Genomic DNA, 16938 nt, shown 5'->3' on the forward strand with positions numbered 1-16938 from the left:
TCCGCAGCGGTGCTCGCGGCCAGCAGACACAGCCCCGTGGCCGGGTCGAGCTCCGCCGGCACGTCCCCGATCGCCAGCGCCCGGGCGGCCCAGCCCGCCGCGGCCCGCCGCTGACCGGTCAGCCACCAGAACCACACCCGCGCCGCCACCAGCCGCCGGGCGACACGCACCTCGCCCGCCGCGAGCGCCCGCTCCGTCGCCGCGTCCAGATCCGCGTGCCAGGCCTGGAACCGCGCGATCGCCCCGAGTTGCCCGCCGGTCCGCAGCACCGGCTCGTCGCGCTCGGCGACGTCGAGAAGGAACGCGGTGTGGGACGCGGACACCAGTGCACCCTCCCCGGCCTCCGCGAGCCGCTCCGCCGCGTACGCGCGGACGGTCTGCAGCAGCCGGTACCGGCGCCCGTCCGCACCGTCGACCGGAACCACCAGCGACCGGTCGACCAGGTCGGCGACCACATCCGGCCCGGAGCCGCAGACCGCGTCGATCGCGGCCGCCGACGCCGGACCGGCGAACACGGCGAGGCGCCGCAGCAGCACCCGCTCCGGCGCGGACAGCAACTCCCAGCTGCCGTCCATCACCGCGCGCAGCGTGCGGTGGCGCGCCGCCCCACCGCGCCTCCCGCGGCCCAGCAGCGCGAACCGGTCGTCGAGGCGTGCCGCGACCTCGGCCAGGCTCAGCGACCGCAGCCGGGCCGCGGCCAGCTCGATCGCCAGCGGTAACCCGTCGAGCGCGCGGCAGACCCGGCCGACCTCGGCGGCGTTCTCCGCGGTGACCTCGAACCCGGGCCGCACCGCCGCGGCCCGGGCCGCGAACAACGCGACCGCCGGCGAGCCCTCCAGCGGCGCCACCGGACACAGCGCCTCACCCACCACCCCCAGCGGCTCCCGGCTGGTGACCAGCGCACGCACCCCCGGCGCCGCGCCCAGCACCCGCGCCAGGAGCACGGCCAGCGGCTCCACCACCGGCTCGGCGTTGTCGAACACCAGCAGCATCCGCCGGGCACGCAGGAACTCGACGAGCCGCTCCACCGGCGCCCCACCGGCGGACCCCGGCACCACCGTGGGACGCGCCAGCACCGCCGACGCGAGCGACTCCGGCGACGACCCCGCCCCGGACAGCTCCACCAGCCACGCGCCGCCCGGCGCCGAGGCCGCCGCCTCCAGCGCCAGCCGGGTCTTGCCCACCCCGCCCGGCCCGGTGAGCGTCACCAACCGCCCGGTACCCAGCAGCGAACGGATCCGCGCCAGCTCCTCCGCACGCCCCACGAAGCTCGTCAACGCCGCCGGAAGGTTCCCCCGCCCCTCCGGCGCCGGAGCCTCCTCACGCAGCGCCGCCAGGTGCGCGGCACGCAGCTCCGCCCCCGGATCGACGCCCAGCCGCTCGGCGAGCTCCCGGCTCACGGACGCGAACCGTTCCAGCGCCTCCGCGCGACGCCCCGCGGCGACCAGCGCCCGCACCAGCCGCGCCGCCAGCCCCTCGCGCAGGGGATGGGCCGCGCAGGCCGCGGTGAGCTCCGTGACCAGCGCACCCGGATCGGCGCCCAACGCCAGATCCGCGGAGATGCGGCCCTCGAGCGCGGTGAGCCGGAGCTCCTCGGCCTGCGCGGCCGCCGCGGTGACGAACGCGGCGGCCCCGACGTCGGCCAGCGCAGGCCCCCGCCACAGCCCCAGCGCCTCACGCAGCAGCGACGCGGCCACCGCGGCGTCACCGGAGCGCAACGCCGACGTGCCCGCCGCGACCAGCCGCCCGAACTCGTGCAGATCCACCCGGGCGCGGGGGAGGGCCAGCCGGTACCCCGCCGGGTGCGAACCGATCGCGTCGCGCCCCGGCGGCCCGGCCCGGTGCAGATCACGACGCAGCCGCGACACCGCCGACTGCAACGCGTTCACCGGCACCGACGGCGGATCGTCGTCCCACACGTCGTCGACGAGACGCTCCACGGTGACCAGGCGCCCCGGATCCAGCGCCAGGCGGCACAGCAGTGCCCGCTGACGCACCCCGGTGACGGCCACCGCACGACCCGCGGAGTCACGCACCTCCAGCGGGCCCAACAGCCCGATGTTCATACCGGCGAGTCTGGACCATCCCACCGACAAGAGTAGAAATAACAAGCCCATACACCAGAACACACCCACCACCACGACCAAACCGCACCCGAGCGGGGGAGGCCCGCCCGCGGCGGCGCTAGGGTGTGCGTCATGGCCGAGGAAATCGACGCGGAGACGCTCGCGTTCGCCCACCGCATGTTCGACGCGGCCCGCGACGGCAACACCGAGGTGCTCGCGGCGAACGTCGACGCGGGCCTGCCGGCCAACCTCACCAACGACAAGGGCGACACGCTGCTGATCCTCGCGGCGTACTACGACCATCCGTCGACGGTCTCGGCGCTGGTCAGCCGAGGCGCGGACGTCAACCGGGCCAACGACAAGGGTCAGACGCCGCTCGCGGCCGCGGTGTTCCGCCGCTCGAAGGCCAACGTCAGGACGCTCCTGGACGCCGGCGCGGACCCGAAGGCGGGCGCGCCCTCCGCGCTCGACACGGCGCGCTTCTTCGACATCCCCGAGATGCTGGAACTGCTCGAATCCTGACGTCGTAGTAACAAGCCCATACACCAGAACACACGCCTCCAAAGAGCAACAGCTCACACCGGAGGGACCGGTCCGCCCTTCTGTCGGGGAGGGGCGGTAGCGTCGACACCCGAACGAAAACGACGGTGGGAGGCGTAATGGTGCAGGGACCAGTGACGGTCACGGTCACCGGTGCAGCGGGTCAGATCGGCTACGCGCTGCTGTTCCGGATCGCGTCGGGGCATCTGCTCGGTGCGGACGTTCCGGTGAAGCTGCGGCTGCTGGAGATCACCCCGGCTCTCAAGGCCGCCGAGGGCACCGCGATGGAGCTGGCGGACGGCGCCTTCCCGCTGCTGCAGAGCGTCGACATCTCCGACGATCCGCGGGTGGCGTTCGACGGTGCCAACGTGGCGCTGCTGGTGGGCGCCCGTCCCCGTACCAAGGGCATGGAGCGCGGCGACCTGCTCGAGGCCAACGGTGGCATCTTCAAGCCGCAGGGTGCGGCGATCAACGAGGTCGCGGCCGACGACATCAAGGTGCTGGTGGTCGGTAACCCGGCGAACACGAACGCGTTGATCGCGCAGGCGCACGCGCCGGACGTGCCGGCGGAGCGCTTCACGGCGATGACCCGGCTGGACCACAACCGGGCGATCTCGCAGCTGGCGGCGAAGCTCGACGTGCCGGTGACGGCGATCAAGAAGCTGACGATCTGGGGCAACCACTCGGCGACGCAGTACCCGGACCTGTTCCACGCGGAGGTGAACGGGAAGGTCGCGGCCGAGCAGGTCGACGAGGCGTGGCTGCGTGACACGTTCATCCCGACCGTGGCCAAGCGGGGTGCGGCGATCATCGAGGCGCGGGGCGCGTCGTCGGCGGCGTCGGCGGCGAGTGCGGCGATCGACCACGTGTTCACGTGGGTGAACGGGACGGCGGAGGGTGACTGGACGTCGGCGGCGATTCCGTCGGACGGTTCCTACGGTGTGCCGGAGGGTCTGATCTCGTCGTTCCCGGTGACGGCGAAGGACGGGAAGTTCTCGATCGTGCCGGGGTTGGAGATCGATGCGTTCTCGCGGGAGCGGATCGACGCGTCGGTGGCGGAGTTGGGTGAGGAGCGCGACGCGGTGCGTGGCCTCGGTTTGATCTGACGTTTCTTTCCAATAGGGGGCGGCCGTTCGGCCGCCCCCTATTGTGTGTCGGGTGACGGTCGATTTGTTGCCGCTTGCGGTGTTTTATGCCGACGCCGGGTCGGGTGGTGTGCGGGGGAACGCGGCGTACGGGGTGTTGCGGACGCCGGAGCTGGACGCCGTGGTGGCGTCGATGGGGCCGGGCGAGGAGCGGGTGGTGCGCCTGTCCGGGGTGACGTATCTGGTGCGTGCCGGGGCGGAACTGGGTGTGGTGGTGGATGTGTCGGGTGTGGTGGCGTCGGAGCACGAGGCGGCGCACGCGGCGCGGTTGGAGTCGATCGGGGCGTTGGCGGCGGGGTTGGCGCACGAGATCAATACGCCGGTGCAGTACGTGTCGCACAACGTGGTGTTCCTGCGGGAGGCGTTCGAGCAGGTGTTGCCGGGTGTCGCGGACGAGTATCTGCGGGTGGAGGTGCCGGCGGCGTTGGAGCAGACGTTGGAGGGTGTGGAGCGGGTCGCGGAGATCGTGCGGGCGATGAACGAGTTCGCGCATCCGGGTGAGGGTTTGGCGCCGGCGGATGTGAATCGTGCGGTGTCGTCGACGGTGCAGGTGTGCCGGAACGAGTGGAAGTACGTGGCGCGTCTGGAGTTGGAGTTGGATGCGTCGCTGGGGTTGGTGCCCTGTCATGAGGGTGAGCTCAAGCAGGTGGTGCTGAATCTGGTGGTGAACGCGGCGCACGCGGTGGCTGAGTCGGGGTCGTTCGGGGTGATCACCGTGGCGACGCGGGGTCGGGCCGATGCGGTGGAGATTTCGGTGTCGGATACCGGGGTGGGCATGGATGAGGCGACGCGGTTGCGGGTGTTCGATCCGTTCTTCACGACGAAGGGTGTGGGTCGTGGGACGGGTCAGGGTTTGGCGATGGCGTGGCGGTGTGTGGTGGGTGTGCACGGGGGTTCGATCCGCGTGGATTCGGCTCCTGGGAAGGGCTCGACCTTCTCGGTTCTGATCCCCCGATAATGTGCATTATGTCAAGTAGTGCTCGGGAGAGTCTTCCCCGGTAGGTCAGGCGACGGCGGCTTCGGAGCGGTCGGTGGCGAGTTTGATCGCGAGTGCGGCGAGGACCGTGCCCATGAGCCAGCGCTGGATTTTCAGCCAGCTGGGCCGGGTGCCGAGGAACGTGGCGATGGTTCCGGCGCTGAGCACGATGAGTGTGTTGACGGTGAGCGCGACGAGGATCTGGATGCTGCCGAGCGTCAGGCTCTGCAGTGCGACGTGGCCGCGGGTGGGGTCGACGAACTGTGGCAGCAGTGAGACGTACAGGATGGCGATCTTGGGGTTGAGCAGGTTGGTGACCAGCCCCATGGTGAACAGCCGCTGGGTGGTGTCGGGTGGCAGCGGCCGGGGGTCGAAGACGGTGGCTCCCCCGGGCCGGAGTGCTTGCCAGGCGAGGTGGAGGAGGTAGGCGGCGCCGGCGAGTTTGAGTGCGGTGTAGAGGGCGGGCACGACGGTGAAGATCGTGACGAGCCCGGCGGTGGCGGCGGTGAGGTAGACGAGGAAGCCGGCGGCGACGCCGGTGAGTGAGATGAGCCCGGCGCGGCGTCCTTGGGTGAGGGTGCGCGAGACGAGGTAGATCATGTTGGGCCCGGGGGTGAGGACGAGGCCGAGTGCGACGGCGGTGATGCCGAGGACCGCGCCGGTGGTGGTGGTCATGGGGGTCAGCTAAGCCACTCCCCTACCCGTTGAGCGACATGATTTTCGGGGGGTGTTCGCCGCCGAGGAAGTCGAGGATGAGCTGGTTGACCAGGGCGGGTTTTTCCATGGGGAGGCCGTGGGAGGTGCCGGGGACGACGGCGAGCTGGGCTTCGGGCAGGGTGGTGAGCAGTGTGGCGCTGTGTTCGATGCGGACCATGTCGTCGTCGCCCTGCAGGAGCAGGGTGGGTGCGGTGATGGTGGCGAGCTGGTCGTCGGGGATGCCGGTGTCTTCGCGCCACATGCGGAGGCATTTGGCGAGGAAGGTGTCGAAGTGGTCGGCGCCGTCGGGTGAGAGGGTGGCGTATTCGGCGCGGGCCCAGTCGCCCATGGTGTGGTCGTCCTGGAGGAGGGCCCAGGCTTCGGGGCGTGCGCCGGCGGGTTGCAGGTATTGGCCGATGAGGACGAGTTTGTCGACGAGTTCGGGGCGGTCGACGGCGATGTGGGCGGCGACGAGTGCTCCGTCGCTCCAGCCGGCGAGGTGGGCGGCGGTGATGCCGAGGGTGTCGAGGAACGCGGTGGTGTCGGCGGCCATGAGGCGGTAGGTGAGGCGGCCGTCGACGTCGGGGGTGCGTCCGTGGCCGCGGCGTTCGGGGATGACGAGTTGGTAGTGCTGGGCGAGGGTGGGGATTTGGGCGGTGAAGTTGCCGGCGTTGCCGAGGCCGCCGTGCAGGAGCACGAGTGGGTCTCCGGTGCCGTGGGTTTCGTAGTAGGTGCGCAGGCCGTTGACGGTGGCGTAGCTCATGGTGGTGTCTTACCGCAGGGGTGTGACGGTGGGGGGAAATTGCACCGGCCCCACCGGTTGCGCTGTGGGGGGCGCGTGCGGTGGGGCCGGTGGGCGAGGTCGGTGGGGGTTGGGGACCGACCTGTGGTGGTGCGGGTGGGTCAGTCGTCGCAGACGTCGGCGCGCAGTACCCAGACGCCGCGGTAACGCCAGCCGCCGCCGTCGTAGTAGCGGCTGAAGTCGTTGCCCCACTGGTGGCGCCAGCCGCCGCGGTAGCCGGTGCGGACGAAGTCGCAGTCGGCGTCGTCCCAGTAGCCGCGGCGTTCGCCGACGCGGGCGGCCCACGCGCACTGGCGGTAGGAGCGGAACACGGCGACGACCTGGTCCTCGTCGCCGTTCCAGCCGTACCAGCCGTGGCCGCCGCCGGTGGTGGCGGTGGTGGCGGGCTGGACGGCGGGGGTCGCGGCCTGGGCGGTGCCGGCGATGCCGGCGACGCCTCCGGTGACCGCGAGTCCGGCGAGGACCAGTGCGGCCCGTCGTGCCGTTGTGCTTGCCATGAGGTACGTCCCTCCATGAGTTGTTTCGGGCAGGGAGTACGAAAGCACGCTAGATGTGAGTTTTGTGAGGAAAAGGCGGGTGGGTCGTCGGCGCGGCGGGCGGCGCGCCCGAGTAATGCCCGTACGGGTGAGGGCCTCTGCCCCCCGTTCGGCCAACCACTTCGGAGACTTTTGTTTCTGCTGTGATCGAACCGAATTGGAGTGATCACACGTGCATCTGTAAACGGAGGGGCCGAACCGGACGGAGGCACGAGGAACATGCCTAAACGGGTGGACCATCAACAACGGCGGCGTGAGATCGCCGAGGCGTTGCTGCGCGTGGTGGGTGTCCAGGGCCTCCACGGCATGAGCTTGCGTGAGGTGGCGGCCGAGGCCGGCGTCTCGCTGCGCCTGGTGCAGTACTACTTCCCCAGCAAGGAACAACTGTTGCTGTTCACCGCCAGCTACCTCACCCGGCGGCTGACCGACGAGGTCACCACCCGGGTCGAGGCGGTGGGCCCGGCCGCGTCCCCGCGGACGGTCATCGAGGCGACGCTGGTGGCGATGCTGCCGACCGATCCGGACACCAAGCGGTTCCACCTCGCGAACGCCGCGTTCGCGGTGCTGGCGATGACCGACTCGACGATCGCCGCGCAGGCCGTGCTGGCCGGTCCGGACGCCCGCGAGGAGCTGCTCACCGAGCAGCTGCGGATGGTGCTGCGCCCGCCGGCGGACGCGCGGGCCGAGGCGGTGGCGTTGCTGGCGATGTCCCACGGGCTGGCGACCACGGTGCTCGGCGGCGGGCGCAGCGTGGACGAGGCGGTGGGCGCGTTGCGTCATCACCTCGACCGGCTGCTGCCGGCCGCGTCGGCGCGGCCGGCGATCGCGCGGGCCAGCGGCTGGTGAATATTCGCTAGCGGTCGTGGTCGGCGGCCGCTAGCGTGCTTTCTCGCAGGACCCAGGGACTTCGGAGGGAACGGAGGTGTGCGGTATGGCCGCCGGTGTGGTCGACGCTGCCGTGCGCAGCATCCGCCCGTCCCTCGTCCTTCCGGTCGCCGGCTGAGTCGTTCTCGCCGGGGCCGCTCCCGTAAAGGGTTCCTGCGTTGTCTTCTCTGTCTTTTGATGTGCTCGGGTGGGACTCCACCTGGGCGGATTCGTTCGCTCCGCACGCTGCCGGTGGGCTGACCCCCGGGCGCGTGGTGCGGGTCGACCGCGGCCGGTGCGAGGTCGCCACCGGCGCCGAGGTGCTGCACGCGGAGTACTCGCGGACGGACGTCTGCACCGGTGACTGGGTCGCGCTCTCCGGCCGGTACGTCCACCGGGTGCTGCCGCGGCGCACGGCGCTGGTGCGCGCGTCCGCGTCGGGGGTGTCGTCCGGGCAGGTCCTGGCGGCCAACGTCGACGTGGTCGCGGTCGTGATCCCCTGCGAGGCCGAGATCGACCTGGGCCGCGCCGAACGTCTGCTGGCGCTGGCCTGGGAGAGCGGCGCCCGGCCCGTCGTCGTGCTCACCAAAACCGATTCCGGTGCCGACGTCGGGCGAGCGCTCGAACTGCTCACCGGCGTGGCGATCGGGGTGGACGTGATCCCCACCAGCGCCCGCTCCGGGTCCGGTCTGGACGCGCTGGCCGCCGAGCTGACCGGCACCGTGGTGCTCGTCGGCCGGTCCGGGGTCGGCAAGTCCACGCTGGCGTCCGCGCTCACCGGGGCCGACCTGGCGGTGCGTGAGGTGCGTGCCGCCGACGGCAAGGGCCGGCACACCACCGTGCGCCGGGAACTGCTGGCGCTGCGCGGCGGCACGGGCGTGCTGATCGACACCCCGGGCCTGCGCGGTGTGGGTCTGCACGACGCCGGGGACGGGGTGGCAATGGCCTTCGCCGACGTCGACGCGCTCGCCGCGGACTGCCGGTTCGGCGACTGCGCCCACAGTGGCGAACCGGGCTGCGCGGTGCAGGCGGCGATCGACGCCGGGCTGCTGGCCGCGCGCCGGCTGGAGAGCTACCGCAAGCTCCTGCGGGAGAACGAATGGGCGGCCGCGCGCACCGACGCGCGGCTGCGCTCCGAACGCCGAGCGAAGGAACGTTCGATGCATCGTCAGTTCCGTAATCAGTTCAACCGCCCTGGTCACGGGCGGCGCTGATGCTGTCGACGATTCGCTGGGCGGTCGGGGCGCCCCGGCGCGGCGCGGTTTTGTCGGAGGGTGCCGCTACGTTCTGGATGCTTCCGCGAAGCAGAGCGTGCAGGTGCCGTCGAGGAGGCGGCATCTGCACGCTTGACCTGAAGCTCACTTCAACTCTTACGGTTCCGGTGACCTCGGACCGAAGGACTACGCCATGAGCATGGAAATGACCGCGTGGAACTCGCTGTACCACGCAATGCACGCCAGCGAGGAACGGCGGCCGTTCTCCCGGGCGACGCTGCGGCGCATCGGTGGCTTCGCCCGCCCCCACCGGCGTGAGCTGCTGCTGTTCATCGGGTTGTCGGTCGCCGGCGCGCTGCTGGCGGTGGCCACCCCGGTGCTGGCCGGCCGGGTGGTCGACGCGATCGTCGGCTCCGAGCCCACCGCGGTGCTGGTGCGCCTGGCGGTGCTGATCGCGGTGATCGCGGTCGCCGAGGCAGCGATCGGCCTGGCCACCCGGCGCCTGTCGGCCGGCATCGGCGAGGGCCTCATCCTCGACCTGCGCACCGCCGTGTTCGACCACGTCCAGCGGATGCCGATCGCGTTCTTCACCCGCACCCGCACCGGTGCGCTGGTGAGCCGGTTGAACAACGACGTGATCGGCGCGCAGCGCGCGTTCAGCGACACCCTGTCCGGGGTCGTCGGCAACGTCGTGACGCTCGTGCTCACGCTCGTGGTGATGCTCGGCATCTCCTGGCAGATCACCCTGCTGGCGCTGCTGCTCCTGCCGGTGTTCGTCCTGCCGGCGCGGCGCATGGGCACCCGGTTGGCGCGGCTGGAACGCGAAGCGGCCGACCACAACGCGACGATGAGCACCCAGATGACCGAGCGGTTCTCCGCGCCCGGCGCCACCCTGGTGAAGCTCTACGGGCGTCCCCGCCGGGAGTCCGCGGCGTTCGCCGAGCGCGCCGGGCGGGTCCGCGACATCGGGGTGCGCACCGCGATGGTGCAGTTCGTGTTCATCACCGCCCTCACGCTCGTCTCCGCGCTCGCACTGGCGCTGGTGTACGGGCTGGGCGGGTTCTACGCGCTGCGCGGGCAGCTCGACGCCGGCGCGGTCGTGGCGATGGCGTTGCTGCTGACCCGCCTCTACGCGCCGCTCACGGCGCTGGCCAGCGCCCGCATGGAGGTCATGACCGCGCTGGTCAGCTTCGAGCGGGTCTTCGAGGTGCTCGACCTGCCGCCGCTGATCACCGAGAAACCCGACGCGCGACCGGTGCCCGAGGGGCCGGTATCGGTGGAGTTCGACCACGTCCGGTTCAGCTACCCCTCGGCCGACAAGGTGTCGCTGGCCTCCCTCGAGGAGGTCGCCGCGCTCGACACCCGCGGCGGGCAGGAGGTGCTGCACGACGTGTCGTTCACCGTCGGCGCCGGGCAGATGGTGGCGCTGGTCGGCTCGTCCGGGGCCGGGAAGTCCACGGTCGCGCAGCTCATCCCGCGTCTCTACGACGTCGATTCCGGCGCCGTGCGCCTCTCCGGTGTGGACGTGCGTGACCTGACCACCGACTCGGTGCGTGACACGCTGGGGCTGGTCACCCAGGACGGGCACCTGTTCCACGAGTCGATCCGGGAGAACCTGCTGCTGGCCCGCCCCGCCGCCACCGACGCGGAGATCTGGGACGCGCTCGGGCGGGCCCGCCTCGACGACCTGGTCGCCGCGCTCCCCGACGGGCTGGACACCGTGGTGGGTGAACGCGGGTACCGGTTGTCGGGCGGGGAACGGCAGCGGCTGACGATCGCGCGGCTCCTGCTCGCCCGGCCCCGGGTGGTGATCCTCGACGAGGCCACCGCCCACCTGGACTCCACGTCGGAGGCCGCCGTGCAGGCCGCGCTGGCCGAGGCGCTCGACGGGCGCACCGCGGTGGTGATCGCCCACCGGTTGTCCACGATCCGCGCCGCCGACCAGATCCTCGTCGTCGAGGGCGGCCGCATCGTCGAACGCGGCACGCACCCGGAGTTGCTGGCCGTCGGCGGCCGGTACGCCGAGTTGCACCGCACCCAGTTCGCCGACGACCCCGAGGACCTGGCCACCCCACTGGCCTGATTCCACCCGGGCCTCGCTTGGTGTGTGCCCGTCGCGTTCCCTCAGCCGCTGGGATCCCCCACGGCCGACGGCGACGGGCACACACCAAGGGCCGGCGCCGGCGAACCCGACCCGGCGATCACGCCCCGGTCAGCTGCCGGGAGGCCGCGGAGCCTTGGCCGCGGTCACCCGGCCGCCTGCTCGTAGGTGCCGCCGTCCAAGCCGCCCATCTCCTGGGAGGGTGCGAGGCGCCCTGGTTGGTGTACCGGAGCGCATCTGCCGCCGATCTGTTCCATCAGCCGTTCCCAGCCGACCTGCACGGTGGTCCGTCCAGGCGGGCGACACCATCCGGCAGTAGCGCGGGCCCGCCACCTCGGGGCGGTGCGCTGATCCCATCAGGGAGCTCCGGACGCTCGGGTCCGTCGTGGCGGTCAGCGAGGAGTCCTTCATCCGCGCGGCCGAGCGCTGCCCCGCCCGCGATCAGCCAGCAGACCCGCGACCTGGAGACCGAGATCGGCGAAGCGCTGTTCGAGCGCGGTCCAGCTCACCCCGGCCGGAACGGGCCTGCTGTCGTACACGCGGGAAGCGCCCGCCGCCGTCGCGGCGGCCACCGCGGAGTTGGCCGCCCGCGTCGGAGTCCTGTCCGGCGAGTCCGACCATCGGCAGCGTCGAAGACGTGGAGATCACCCCGCTACCTGCGCTCTCCGCGGTGCACGTCCGCCTGCGGGCGGGACGAGTTCGGGTTCTGCTCGACCGGGTGCGGCACGGGTCGGTTAGCGCCTCGGCGATCGCCCCCCACCGGCACCCTTGGAGGTAGCGCGAACCCGGTGGGAAGACGAATTCGTCGCTGTCGTGCCGGCTGGTCACCCGCGACCGTAGCCGCTCCGGCGATCGACACTCAGCGGCGCGCCGCGGTGATCAGCTACGACCCCGACGGCGGCCTGCGGCCCGTGCTCGCACCGCGGGTCTGGCCGGTGTTCGCCGCCAACGACGTGGCGGTCCTGGTGGCCCTGGCCGGTGAAGGCACGGCTCGCCATCGCGGCCGACGTCGATCCCGAGATCCACCGTGATCCGCGGCTCGTGGCGATGCCGCTGACACCCGCCCTCCCGTACCGGAAGATTCTGGTCCCGCGCCCCTGCGTGCGTTGCTCTCACTGCCGGTCGACACCGCTCAGGACCGCGGCGCAACCGGCGGACCGCGCACCTGACCCGGCCCGACCGCGCCTCTGCTCCGGCCCACCCGAGGCCGGAACGACGCCTCGCCCGCAGCGGACGCCCCTCCGCCCAGCGGCCGACTCTCGCGGCGCCCCCGCCGTGCTGGCCCCCCGCCCCCCGCGCCGCGGCGGCCCAGCGGGAGCGCAGCGGGCGGGCTGCGGCCGCGGGTGGGGCCGGTCTCACTCGGGCGCGGAGGCGGGCAGGGGGTTGGCGGCGATGTGGTCGGCGAACGACGGGAGGCCCACGGAGGCGCGCAGGGCCTCCATGCGACCAGGATCGGCCACCGGCCACGGCACCGGGCGGCCGTTGTCCACGGCGGCGATCTGGGTGCCGTAGATCTGCGGGTGGCCCTCGTTGACCAGCACCCGGTCGCGCAGCATCGCGACCTCCCGCGGGGTGGCCTCCCCGGCGGCCAGGGCCTCGTCGAGCAGCGCCAGCGCGCGGCGCTGGACGTCGAGTTGCCGGTCGGCGTGCATCGCGATCTTCCACGCGCACCGGGACGCCTCCTCGCCGACCAGGCCGGCGGTGGGCCATCCGTGGCGGGCCATCAGGGTGGCGAGACGGTCGGCGTGTTCGGTGGTCAGCCGCCGCCACGCCAGCTGATGGGTGGGGCTCGCGGTGTCCAGACCGTAGGCGGTGGCGTCCGTGTCGGCCGCCGCCATCGTGATCAGTTCGGCTGCCAGTTCACGCACCTGCTCGGCCACGCTTCTTCTCCTGTCTCGTCCGAGGCGCGTCCCCGCGCCTCGCGGTGGGCACTGCGATCGGCGCCGCAACGGTAGGGCGTGGCCGGTGATCCGGGCGTCCTCTTCCAGAACGATGTCCCGGGGCCCTCCGGTGGGAGATACTGGATAGGCACCGGGGAACAGGAGCGCACTGGCGGGAACCCGGCGGAGGATGGCGTTCTCGCCACTGCCGGGGAGCGGTGCGGGACCCTAGCGTCGGGGCACGTGAATGCCGCGTTCTTCCTGAGCCTCCATGTCCTCGCCGCGATCCTCACGATCGGGCCGGTCGCCGTCGCGGCCAGCATGTTCCCGCGGTACGTGCGGACCGCGCCGCAGGAGCCGAAGGCCCCGGCGATCCTGGCCGTGCTGCACCGCATCTGCCGCGTCTACACGGTGATCGGGTTGACCGTGCCGGCGTTCGGGCTGGCCACCGCCGCGTCGCTCGGGGTGCTCACCGACGCGTGGCTGCTGACCTCGATCGGGCTCACCGCGGTCGCCGCCGCGGTGCTGCTGCTCGCCGTGCTCCCCCAGCAGTCCCGCGCCCTGGCCGCCCTCGACGGGCCCGGAACCGCCGGGCCCGCGAACTACACCGCCACCACCGCGGACGACTCACCCTCCACGGCAGGTGCAGCCACCGCGGCCCGCCTCGGTGCGGCCACCGGGGTGTTCAACCTGCTCTGGGCCGTCGTCGTCGTGCTCATGATCGTCCGCCCCGGTTCGACCACGGGGGTGTGAACCGGCGCCCGGCGGAAGCGGGCCCGGTACGCCGCCGGGCTCACCCCCACCAGCCGGGCGAACCGGTCGCGGAACGTGCTCGGCGCCGGGAACCCGACCAGCCCACCCACCCGCTCGACCGGGTGGTCGGTGGTCTCCAGCAGGTGCTGGGCGCGCCGCAGCCGGGCCCGGTTGAGCCACTGCAGCGGCGTCGAGGAGGTCTGTTCCCGGAACCGGCGCGACAGGGTGCGGGTGGAGAGCGCGGCCTGCTCGGCGATCCGGTCGAGGGTGAGTTCCTCGTCGAGGTGTTCCTCCAGCCACGTCAGCAGCGGCCGCAGGGACACCCCGTCGGGCACCGGCGGTTCGTGGGCGATGAACTGGGCCTGGCCGCCGTCGCGTTCCAGCGGCATCACCGAGTAGCGGGCGGCGTCGGCGGCCACCGCGGCGCCGTGGTCGCGGCGCACCAGGTGCAGGCACAGGTCGAGGCCGGCGGCGGCGCCGGCCGAGGTGAGCAACCGGTCGTTGTCGACGAACAGCACGTCCGGGTCGACGTCGACCGCCGGGTGGCGGGCGGCGAGCGCGGCGGCGCCGAGCCAGTGCGTGGTGGCGCGCAGCCCGTCGAGCAGCCCGGTGGCGGCGAGCAGGAACGCACCCGAGCACACCGACGCGATGCGCACGCCGCGGGCCGCGGCGGCGCGCAGGGCGTCGAGGATCTCCGGGGCGACGGGGGCGTCCACGTCGTCGACGCCGGGCACGACGATCGTGTCGGCGGCGGTGAGCGTGTCCAGGGCGGCCAGCGGGTGGCGGACCCGGATGGTGAACAGCCCGGCGTCGACCTCGCCGGCCGGGCCGCACACGAGCACCCGGTAGGCGGGGGTGCCGTCGGGGCGGCGGGCGCGGCCGAACACCTCGACCGGGACCGCGAGGTCGAACGGCACCACGTGCGGGACGGCCAGCACCGCGATCGTCAGCATGACCGGAACCCTATCCACCGCCGGGTTCCGGCCACGAGCTGAGGTAACCGGCTTGCGTCGGCCCGCCGGCGCCGCTACGCACGACACATGCCGCGAAAGCTCGTCGTGAAGATGTCGGTCTCGCTGGACGGATTCGTGGGGAGGAACGACGGTGACGTCGAGTGGATCTTCCCGAGCATCGACGAGGAACTGCAGGAGTGGATGGTCGATCTGCTGGGGCAGGCCGGGGCGCACCTGATGGGCCGGGTCACCTACGGCGACATGGCCGCGCACTGGCCGGGGTCCGACGAGCCGTACGCGGCGCCGATGAACGAGATCCCGAAGATCGTGTTCTCCCGCACGCTCACCGAGGCCACCTGGCCGACGACGACGGTGCTCTCCGGTGACCTGACCGGCGAGATCACCCGGTTGAAAGCGGAGGACGGTGACGATCTGCTGGCGCACGGCGGCGCGGGGTTCGTGCGGGCGCTGATCGGGCGCGGCCTGGTCGACGAGTACCGGCTGGTGATCCACCCGGTGGCGCTGGGCAGCGGGTTGGCGCTGTTCACCGCGCCGACCGAGCTGACGCTGGTCAGCTCCGAGCCGTTCCCGGGCGGCGCGATGGCCGTCACGTACGCCCCGGCCACCGGGCCCGCGGCCGCAGCGAACGAATCCGACGAGCGGGTCTAGCCCCCGGTCAACGGCGCTGTTTACACTCGTCTACGTTCGGTTCGTGGACGAGACCTACCGGTTCGACGAGCGGTCCTACGACGCCCTCGACGCCGCCGGGGTGGGTTGGCAGGCCGCGCTGCAGGTGTTGCGGGCACCGCGGCGGGTTCGCCAGCACATCGGGGCGGTGCTGCGGGTGGCGGCGGTGACCGGCGACGGCCGGTGGGTGGCCGTGGTGCTGATCGAGGAGGACCCGGATCAGTACCTGGTCGTGTCGGCCCGCGAGCTGCAGCGCGACGAGGCCCGTCAGATCGCTGACGTGCTGGAGAGGGGCGAGGCATGAGCCGCGACGAGGCGATGGAGGTCCTGGCCGGCACCGACTGGTCGGGCGCGGTGGCCGAGACGCCCGGGCGTGGCGCCACCGTGGTGCACTCCACCCGGTTGCCCGCCGCGCTCTCCGCGCAGCTGGAGGCCGAGGCGGTGCGCCGCGGCCTCACGCCCTCGGCGCTGGTCCGCGAGTACGTGGAGGCCGGGCTCACCCAGCTGGCGGCCACCGGGGACGCCACCGTGACTTTGCGCCTGGCCGACCTGCACCGCGCGATCGACCAGCTCGCCCGGGACGTCGCCTAGCTCTCCAGGTTGCGCAGGAACGCGTCGAGGTGCAGCCGCAGGCGGGTGATCTGGTCCTCCACCGTGAGGGTCTCCTCCAGGCGCCCGCCGACGGCGGGTTTCTTGCGGCCGCGGACGTAGAGCGAGCACGCGAGGTCGCTGCACACGTAGGTGCCGACGGAGTTGCCCTGCCGTCCGGCGGCGCCGGTCTTGCGTGCGGTCATCAGCGTGACGCCGCGGCCGGGGTGCTGGGTCAGGCACAGGGAGCAGAGGCTGCGCCGGGTGTAGCCGCGCGGGCCGGTGGCGGCGCGCAGCACCACCGCGACCAGCTGCCCGTCGTGTTCGGTGGCCAGGTAGCTGCGGTCGGGCGCCGACAGGTCGGTCCACCCCAGGTAGTCGAGGTCGTCCCAGGGCCGGGTGGCCAGGTCCCGGGCCATCGGGATCCGCTTGGCCTCGCCCTGTGAGCAGTTGACGAACGCGCCGCGGATCTCCGGCTCGGCGAGTTGCTTCATACAACGGACGCTACCCGCCTGGGCAATCGCTTTACCGAACGCCCTAAACGGTGCAAAGTGTGCAGATGGAGCATCATCCGATCGTGATCGTCGGCGCCGGGCTCGGTGGGCTGACCGCCGCCCGCGTCCTGCACCACCACGGTGTGCCCGCCGCGGTCTACGACCGGGACCCCCACCCCGGCGGTGACCGGCGCGGGGTGCTCGACCTGCACCCGGCGTCGGGCGGCGCCGCGCTGCGTGCGGCCGGGCTGGCACGGCAGGTCGCCGCGATCACCACGCCGGGCGGTGGTGCGCTGCGCATCCTCGACGCCACCGGCGCCCGGCACGTCGAACAGCACGCCGACGCGGTGCCCGACCGGCCCGAGGTCGACCGCCGCGCCCTGCGTGCCCTGCTCGCCGATTCGCTGCCGCCGGGCACCGTGCGGTGGGGCGCGGAGGTCACCGGTGCCCGCCCGCTGGGCGACGGCCGGCACGAGGTGCGGATCGCCGGTGGGCCGCCGGTCAGTACCGCGGTGCTGGTCGGGGCGGACGGCGGCTGGTCACGGATCCGCCCGCTGGTGTCGCCGGCCGAACCCACCCACACCGGCCTGGCCTACGTCGACCTGACGCTGTTCGACGCCGAGACCCGCCACCCGGCGGCCGC

At 72.6% G+C, this 16938-nt stretch carries 17 protein-coding genes and 1 pseudogene; 11 read left to right on the plus strand and 7 right to left on the minus strand.

Annotation, left to right across the window (positions count from 1 at the left end):
• Positions 1 to 2066: AfsR/SARP family transcriptional regulator (locus ABD437_RS08380; protein WP_344648183.1), on the minus strand; the 2066-nt coding region annotated here is incomplete at its 3' end.
• Positions 2067 to 2198: 132 nt separating this feature from the next.
• Here ABD437_RS08380 and ABD437_RS08385 point away from each other — a divergent pair.
• The 3 genes from ABD437_RS08385 (at position 2199) to ABD437_RS08395 (ending at position 4709) form a co-directional block, all read left to right on the plus strand.
• The gene (locus ABD437_RS08385) at positions 2199 to 2588 is read left to right on the plus strand and encodes an ankyrin repeat domain-containing protein (protein WP_344648184.1); all 390 of its coding nucleotides are present in this window, start codon (positions 2199 to 2201) and stop codon (positions 2586 to 2588) included.
• Positions 2589 to 2725: 137 nt separating this feature from the next.
• The gene (locus ABD437_RS08390; RefSeq protein WP_344648185.1) at positions 2726 to 3712 is read left to right on the plus strand and encodes a malate dehydrogenase; all 987 of its coding nucleotides are present in this window, start codon (positions 2726 to 2728) and stop codon (positions 3710 to 3712) included.
• Positions 3713 to 3764: 52 nt separating this feature from the next.
• Complete coding sequence (locus ABD437_RS08395) at positions 3765 to 4709, plus strand: sensor histidine kinase (RefSeq protein WP_344648186.1); 945 nt, start codon at positions 3765 to 3767, stop codon at positions 4707 to 4709.
• A 45-nt stretch (positions 4710 to 4754) separates the two neighbouring features.
• Here ABD437_RS08395 and ABD437_RS08400 read toward each other — a convergent pair whose 3' ends face one another.
• The 3 genes from ABD437_RS08400 to ABD437_RS08410 all read right to left on the minus strand — a co-directional run bounded on the left by ABD437_RS08400 (position 4755) and on the right by ABD437_RS08410 (position 6722).
• Positions 4755 to 5402: a LysE family translocator gene (locus ABD437_RS08400; RefSeq protein WP_344648187.1), complete on the minus strand. Its 648-nt coding sequence runs from the start codon at positions 5400 to 5402 to the stop codon at positions 4755 to 4757.
• A 22-nt stretch (positions 5403 to 5424) separates the two neighbouring features.
• The gene (locus tag ABD437_RS08405; protein ID WP_344648188.1) at positions 5425 to 6186 is read right to left on the minus strand and encodes an alpha/beta fold hydrolase; all 762 of its coding nucleotides are present in this window, start codon (positions 6184 to 6186) and stop codon (positions 5425 to 5427) included.
• 140 nt (positions 6187 to 6326) lie between these two features.
• A complete protein-coding gene (locus ABD437_RS08410; RefSeq protein WP_344648189.1) occupies positions 6327 to 6722 on the minus strand; it encodes a hypothetical protein in 396 nt (131 codons plus the stop codon).
• A 258-nt stretch (positions 6723 to 6980) separates the two neighbouring features.
• Here ABD437_RS08410 and ABD437_RS08415 point away from each other — a divergent pair, with 258 nt between their 5' ends.
• From ABD437_RS08415 to ABD437_RS08425, 3 genes are all read left to right on the plus strand, one after another.
• Positions 6981 to 7607: a TetR/AcrR family transcriptional regulator gene (locus tag ABD437_RS08415; RefSeq protein WP_344648190.1), complete on the plus strand. Its 627-nt coding sequence runs from the start codon at positions 6981 to 6983 to the stop codon at positions 7605 to 7607.
• A gap of 197 nt (positions 7608 to 7804) precedes the next feature.
• Positions 7805 to 8839, plus strand: coding sequence for a ribosome small subunit-dependent GTPase A (gene rsgA, locus ABD437_RS08420; RefSeq protein WP_344648191.1), 1035 nt, complete (start codon positions 7805 to 7807; stop codon positions 8837 to 8839).
• A 193-nt stretch (positions 8840 to 9032) separates the two neighbouring features.
• Positions 9033 to 10922 (plus strand): ABC transporter ATP-binding protein, encoded by a 1890-nt coding sequence (locus ABD437_RS08425; protein WP_344648192.1) that lies wholly within the window; start codon positions 9033 to 9035, stop codon positions 10920 to 10922.
• Positions 10923 to 12295: 1373 nt separating this feature from the next.
• On the opposite strand, the gene ABD437_RS08430 is transcribed toward ABD437_RS08425, so the two are convergent.
• The gene (locus ABD437_RS08430; protein WP_344648193.1) at positions 12296 to 12820 is read right to left on the minus strand and encodes a DUF6624 domain-containing protein; all 525 of its coding nucleotides are present in this window, start codon (positions 12818 to 12820) and stop codon (positions 12296 to 12298) included.
• 243 nt (positions 12821 to 13063) lie between these two features.
• Here ABD437_RS08430 and ABD437_RS08435 point away from each other — a divergent pair, with 243 nt between their 5' ends.
• Complete coding sequence (locus ABD437_RS08435) at positions 13064 to 13573, plus strand: hypothetical protein (RefSeq protein WP_344648194.1); 510 nt, start codon at positions 13064 to 13066, stop codon at positions 13571 to 13573.
• Positions 13574 to 13578: 5 nt separating this feature from the next.
• On the opposite strand, the pseudogene ABD437_RS08440 reads toward ABD437_RS08435, so the two are convergent.
• Positions 13579 to 14526, minus strand: a pseudogene (locus ABD437_RS08440) (GlxA family transcriptional regulator); the annotation flags it as partial.
• A gap of 87 nt (positions 14527 to 14613) precedes the next feature.
• Between ABD437_RS08440 and ABD437_RS08445 the strand changes: the two are divergent.
• Genes ABD437_RS08445 through ABD437_RS08455 form a run of 3 tightly spaced genes read left to right on the plus strand, consistent with a single transcriptional unit; the run spans position 14614 to position 15804 of the window.
• Entirely contained in the window at positions 14614 to 15195 is a 582-nt protein-coding gene (locus tag ABD437_RS08445) for a dihydrofolate reductase family protein (RefSeq protein WP_344648195.1), read from the plus strand.
• 43 nt (positions 15196 to 15238) lie between these two features.
• Entirely contained in the window at positions 15239 to 15517 is a 279-nt protein-coding gene (locus ABD437_RS08450) for a hypothetical protein (RefSeq protein WP_344648196.1), read from the plus strand.
• The gene (locus ABD437_RS08455) at positions 15514 to 15804 is read left to right on the plus strand and encodes a ribbon-helix-helix domain-containing protein (RefSeq protein ID WP_344648197.1); all 291 of its coding nucleotides are present in this window, start codon (positions 15514 to 15516) and stop codon (positions 15802 to 15804) included. Before ABD437_RS08450 ends, ABD437_RS08455 begins: the two co-directional genes overlap by 4 nt.
• Here the strand turns inward: ABD437_RS08455 and ABD437_RS08460 are convergent.
• Positions 15801 to 16295, minus strand: a complete 495-nt coding sequence (locus ABD437_RS08460) for an FBP domain-containing protein (protein ID WP_344648198.1) — start codon at positions 16293 to 16295, stop codon at positions 15801 to 15803. The genes ABD437_RS08455 and ABD437_RS08460 overlap by 4 nt on opposite strands.
• A 65-nt stretch (positions 16296 to 16360) precedes the next feature.
• On the opposite strand from ABD437_RS08460, the gene ABD437_RS08465 reads away from it, so the two are divergent.
• Positions 16361 to 16938, plus strand: a 578-nt coding sequence (locus ABD437_RS08465) for an FAD-dependent oxidoreductase (protein WP_344648199.1), incomplete at its 3' end; no start/stop codon positions are given.

It is taken from the genome of Cryptosporangium japonicum (genome assembly GCF_039524755.1).
Classification (GTDB): Bacteria; Actinomycetota; Actinomycetes; order Mycobacteriales; family Cryptosporangiaceae; genus Cryptosporangium; species Cryptosporangium japonicum.

Coding starts and splice junctions, on each gene's coding strand:
- ABD437_RS08410 (WP_344648189.1), bottom strand. CDS start 6,722: ATGGCAAGCACAACGGCACGACGGGCCGCACTGGTCCTCGCCGGACTC.
- ABD437_RS08405 (WP_344648188.1), bottom strand. CDS start 6,186: ATGAGCTACGCCACCGTCAACGGCCTGCGCACCTACTACGAAACCCAC.
- ABD437_RS08415 (WP_344648190.1), top strand. CDS start 6,981: ATGCCTAAACGGGTGGACCATCAACAACGGCGGCGTGAGATCGCCGAG.
- ABD437_RS08425 (WP_344648192.1), top strand. CDS start 9,033: ATGAGCATGGAAATGACCGCGTGGAACTCGCTGTACCACGCAATGCAC.
- ABD437_RS08385 (WP_344648184.1), top strand. CDS start 2,199: ATGGCCGAGGAAATCGACGCGGAGACGCTCGCGTTCGCCCACCGCATG.
- ABD437_RS08400 (WP_344648187.1), bottom strand. CDS start 5,402: ATGACCACCACCACCGGCGCGGTCCTCGGCATCACCGCCGTCGCACTC.
- ABD437_RS08460 (WP_344648198.1), bottom strand. CDS start 16,295: ATGAAGCAACTCGCCGAGCCGGAGATCCGCGGCGCGTTCGTCAACTGC.
- ABD437_RS08455 (WP_344648197.1), top strand. CDS start 15,514: ATGAGCCGCGACGAGGCGATGGAGGTCCTGGCCGGCACCGACTGGTCG.
- ABD437_RS08390 (WP_344648185.1), top strand. CDS start 2,726: ATGGTGCAGGGACCAGTGACGGTCACGGTCACCGGTGCAGCGGGTCAG.
- ABD437_RS08445 (WP_344648195.1), top strand. CDS start 14,614: ATGCCGCGAAAGCTCGTCGTGAAGATGTCGGTCTCGCTGGACGGATTC.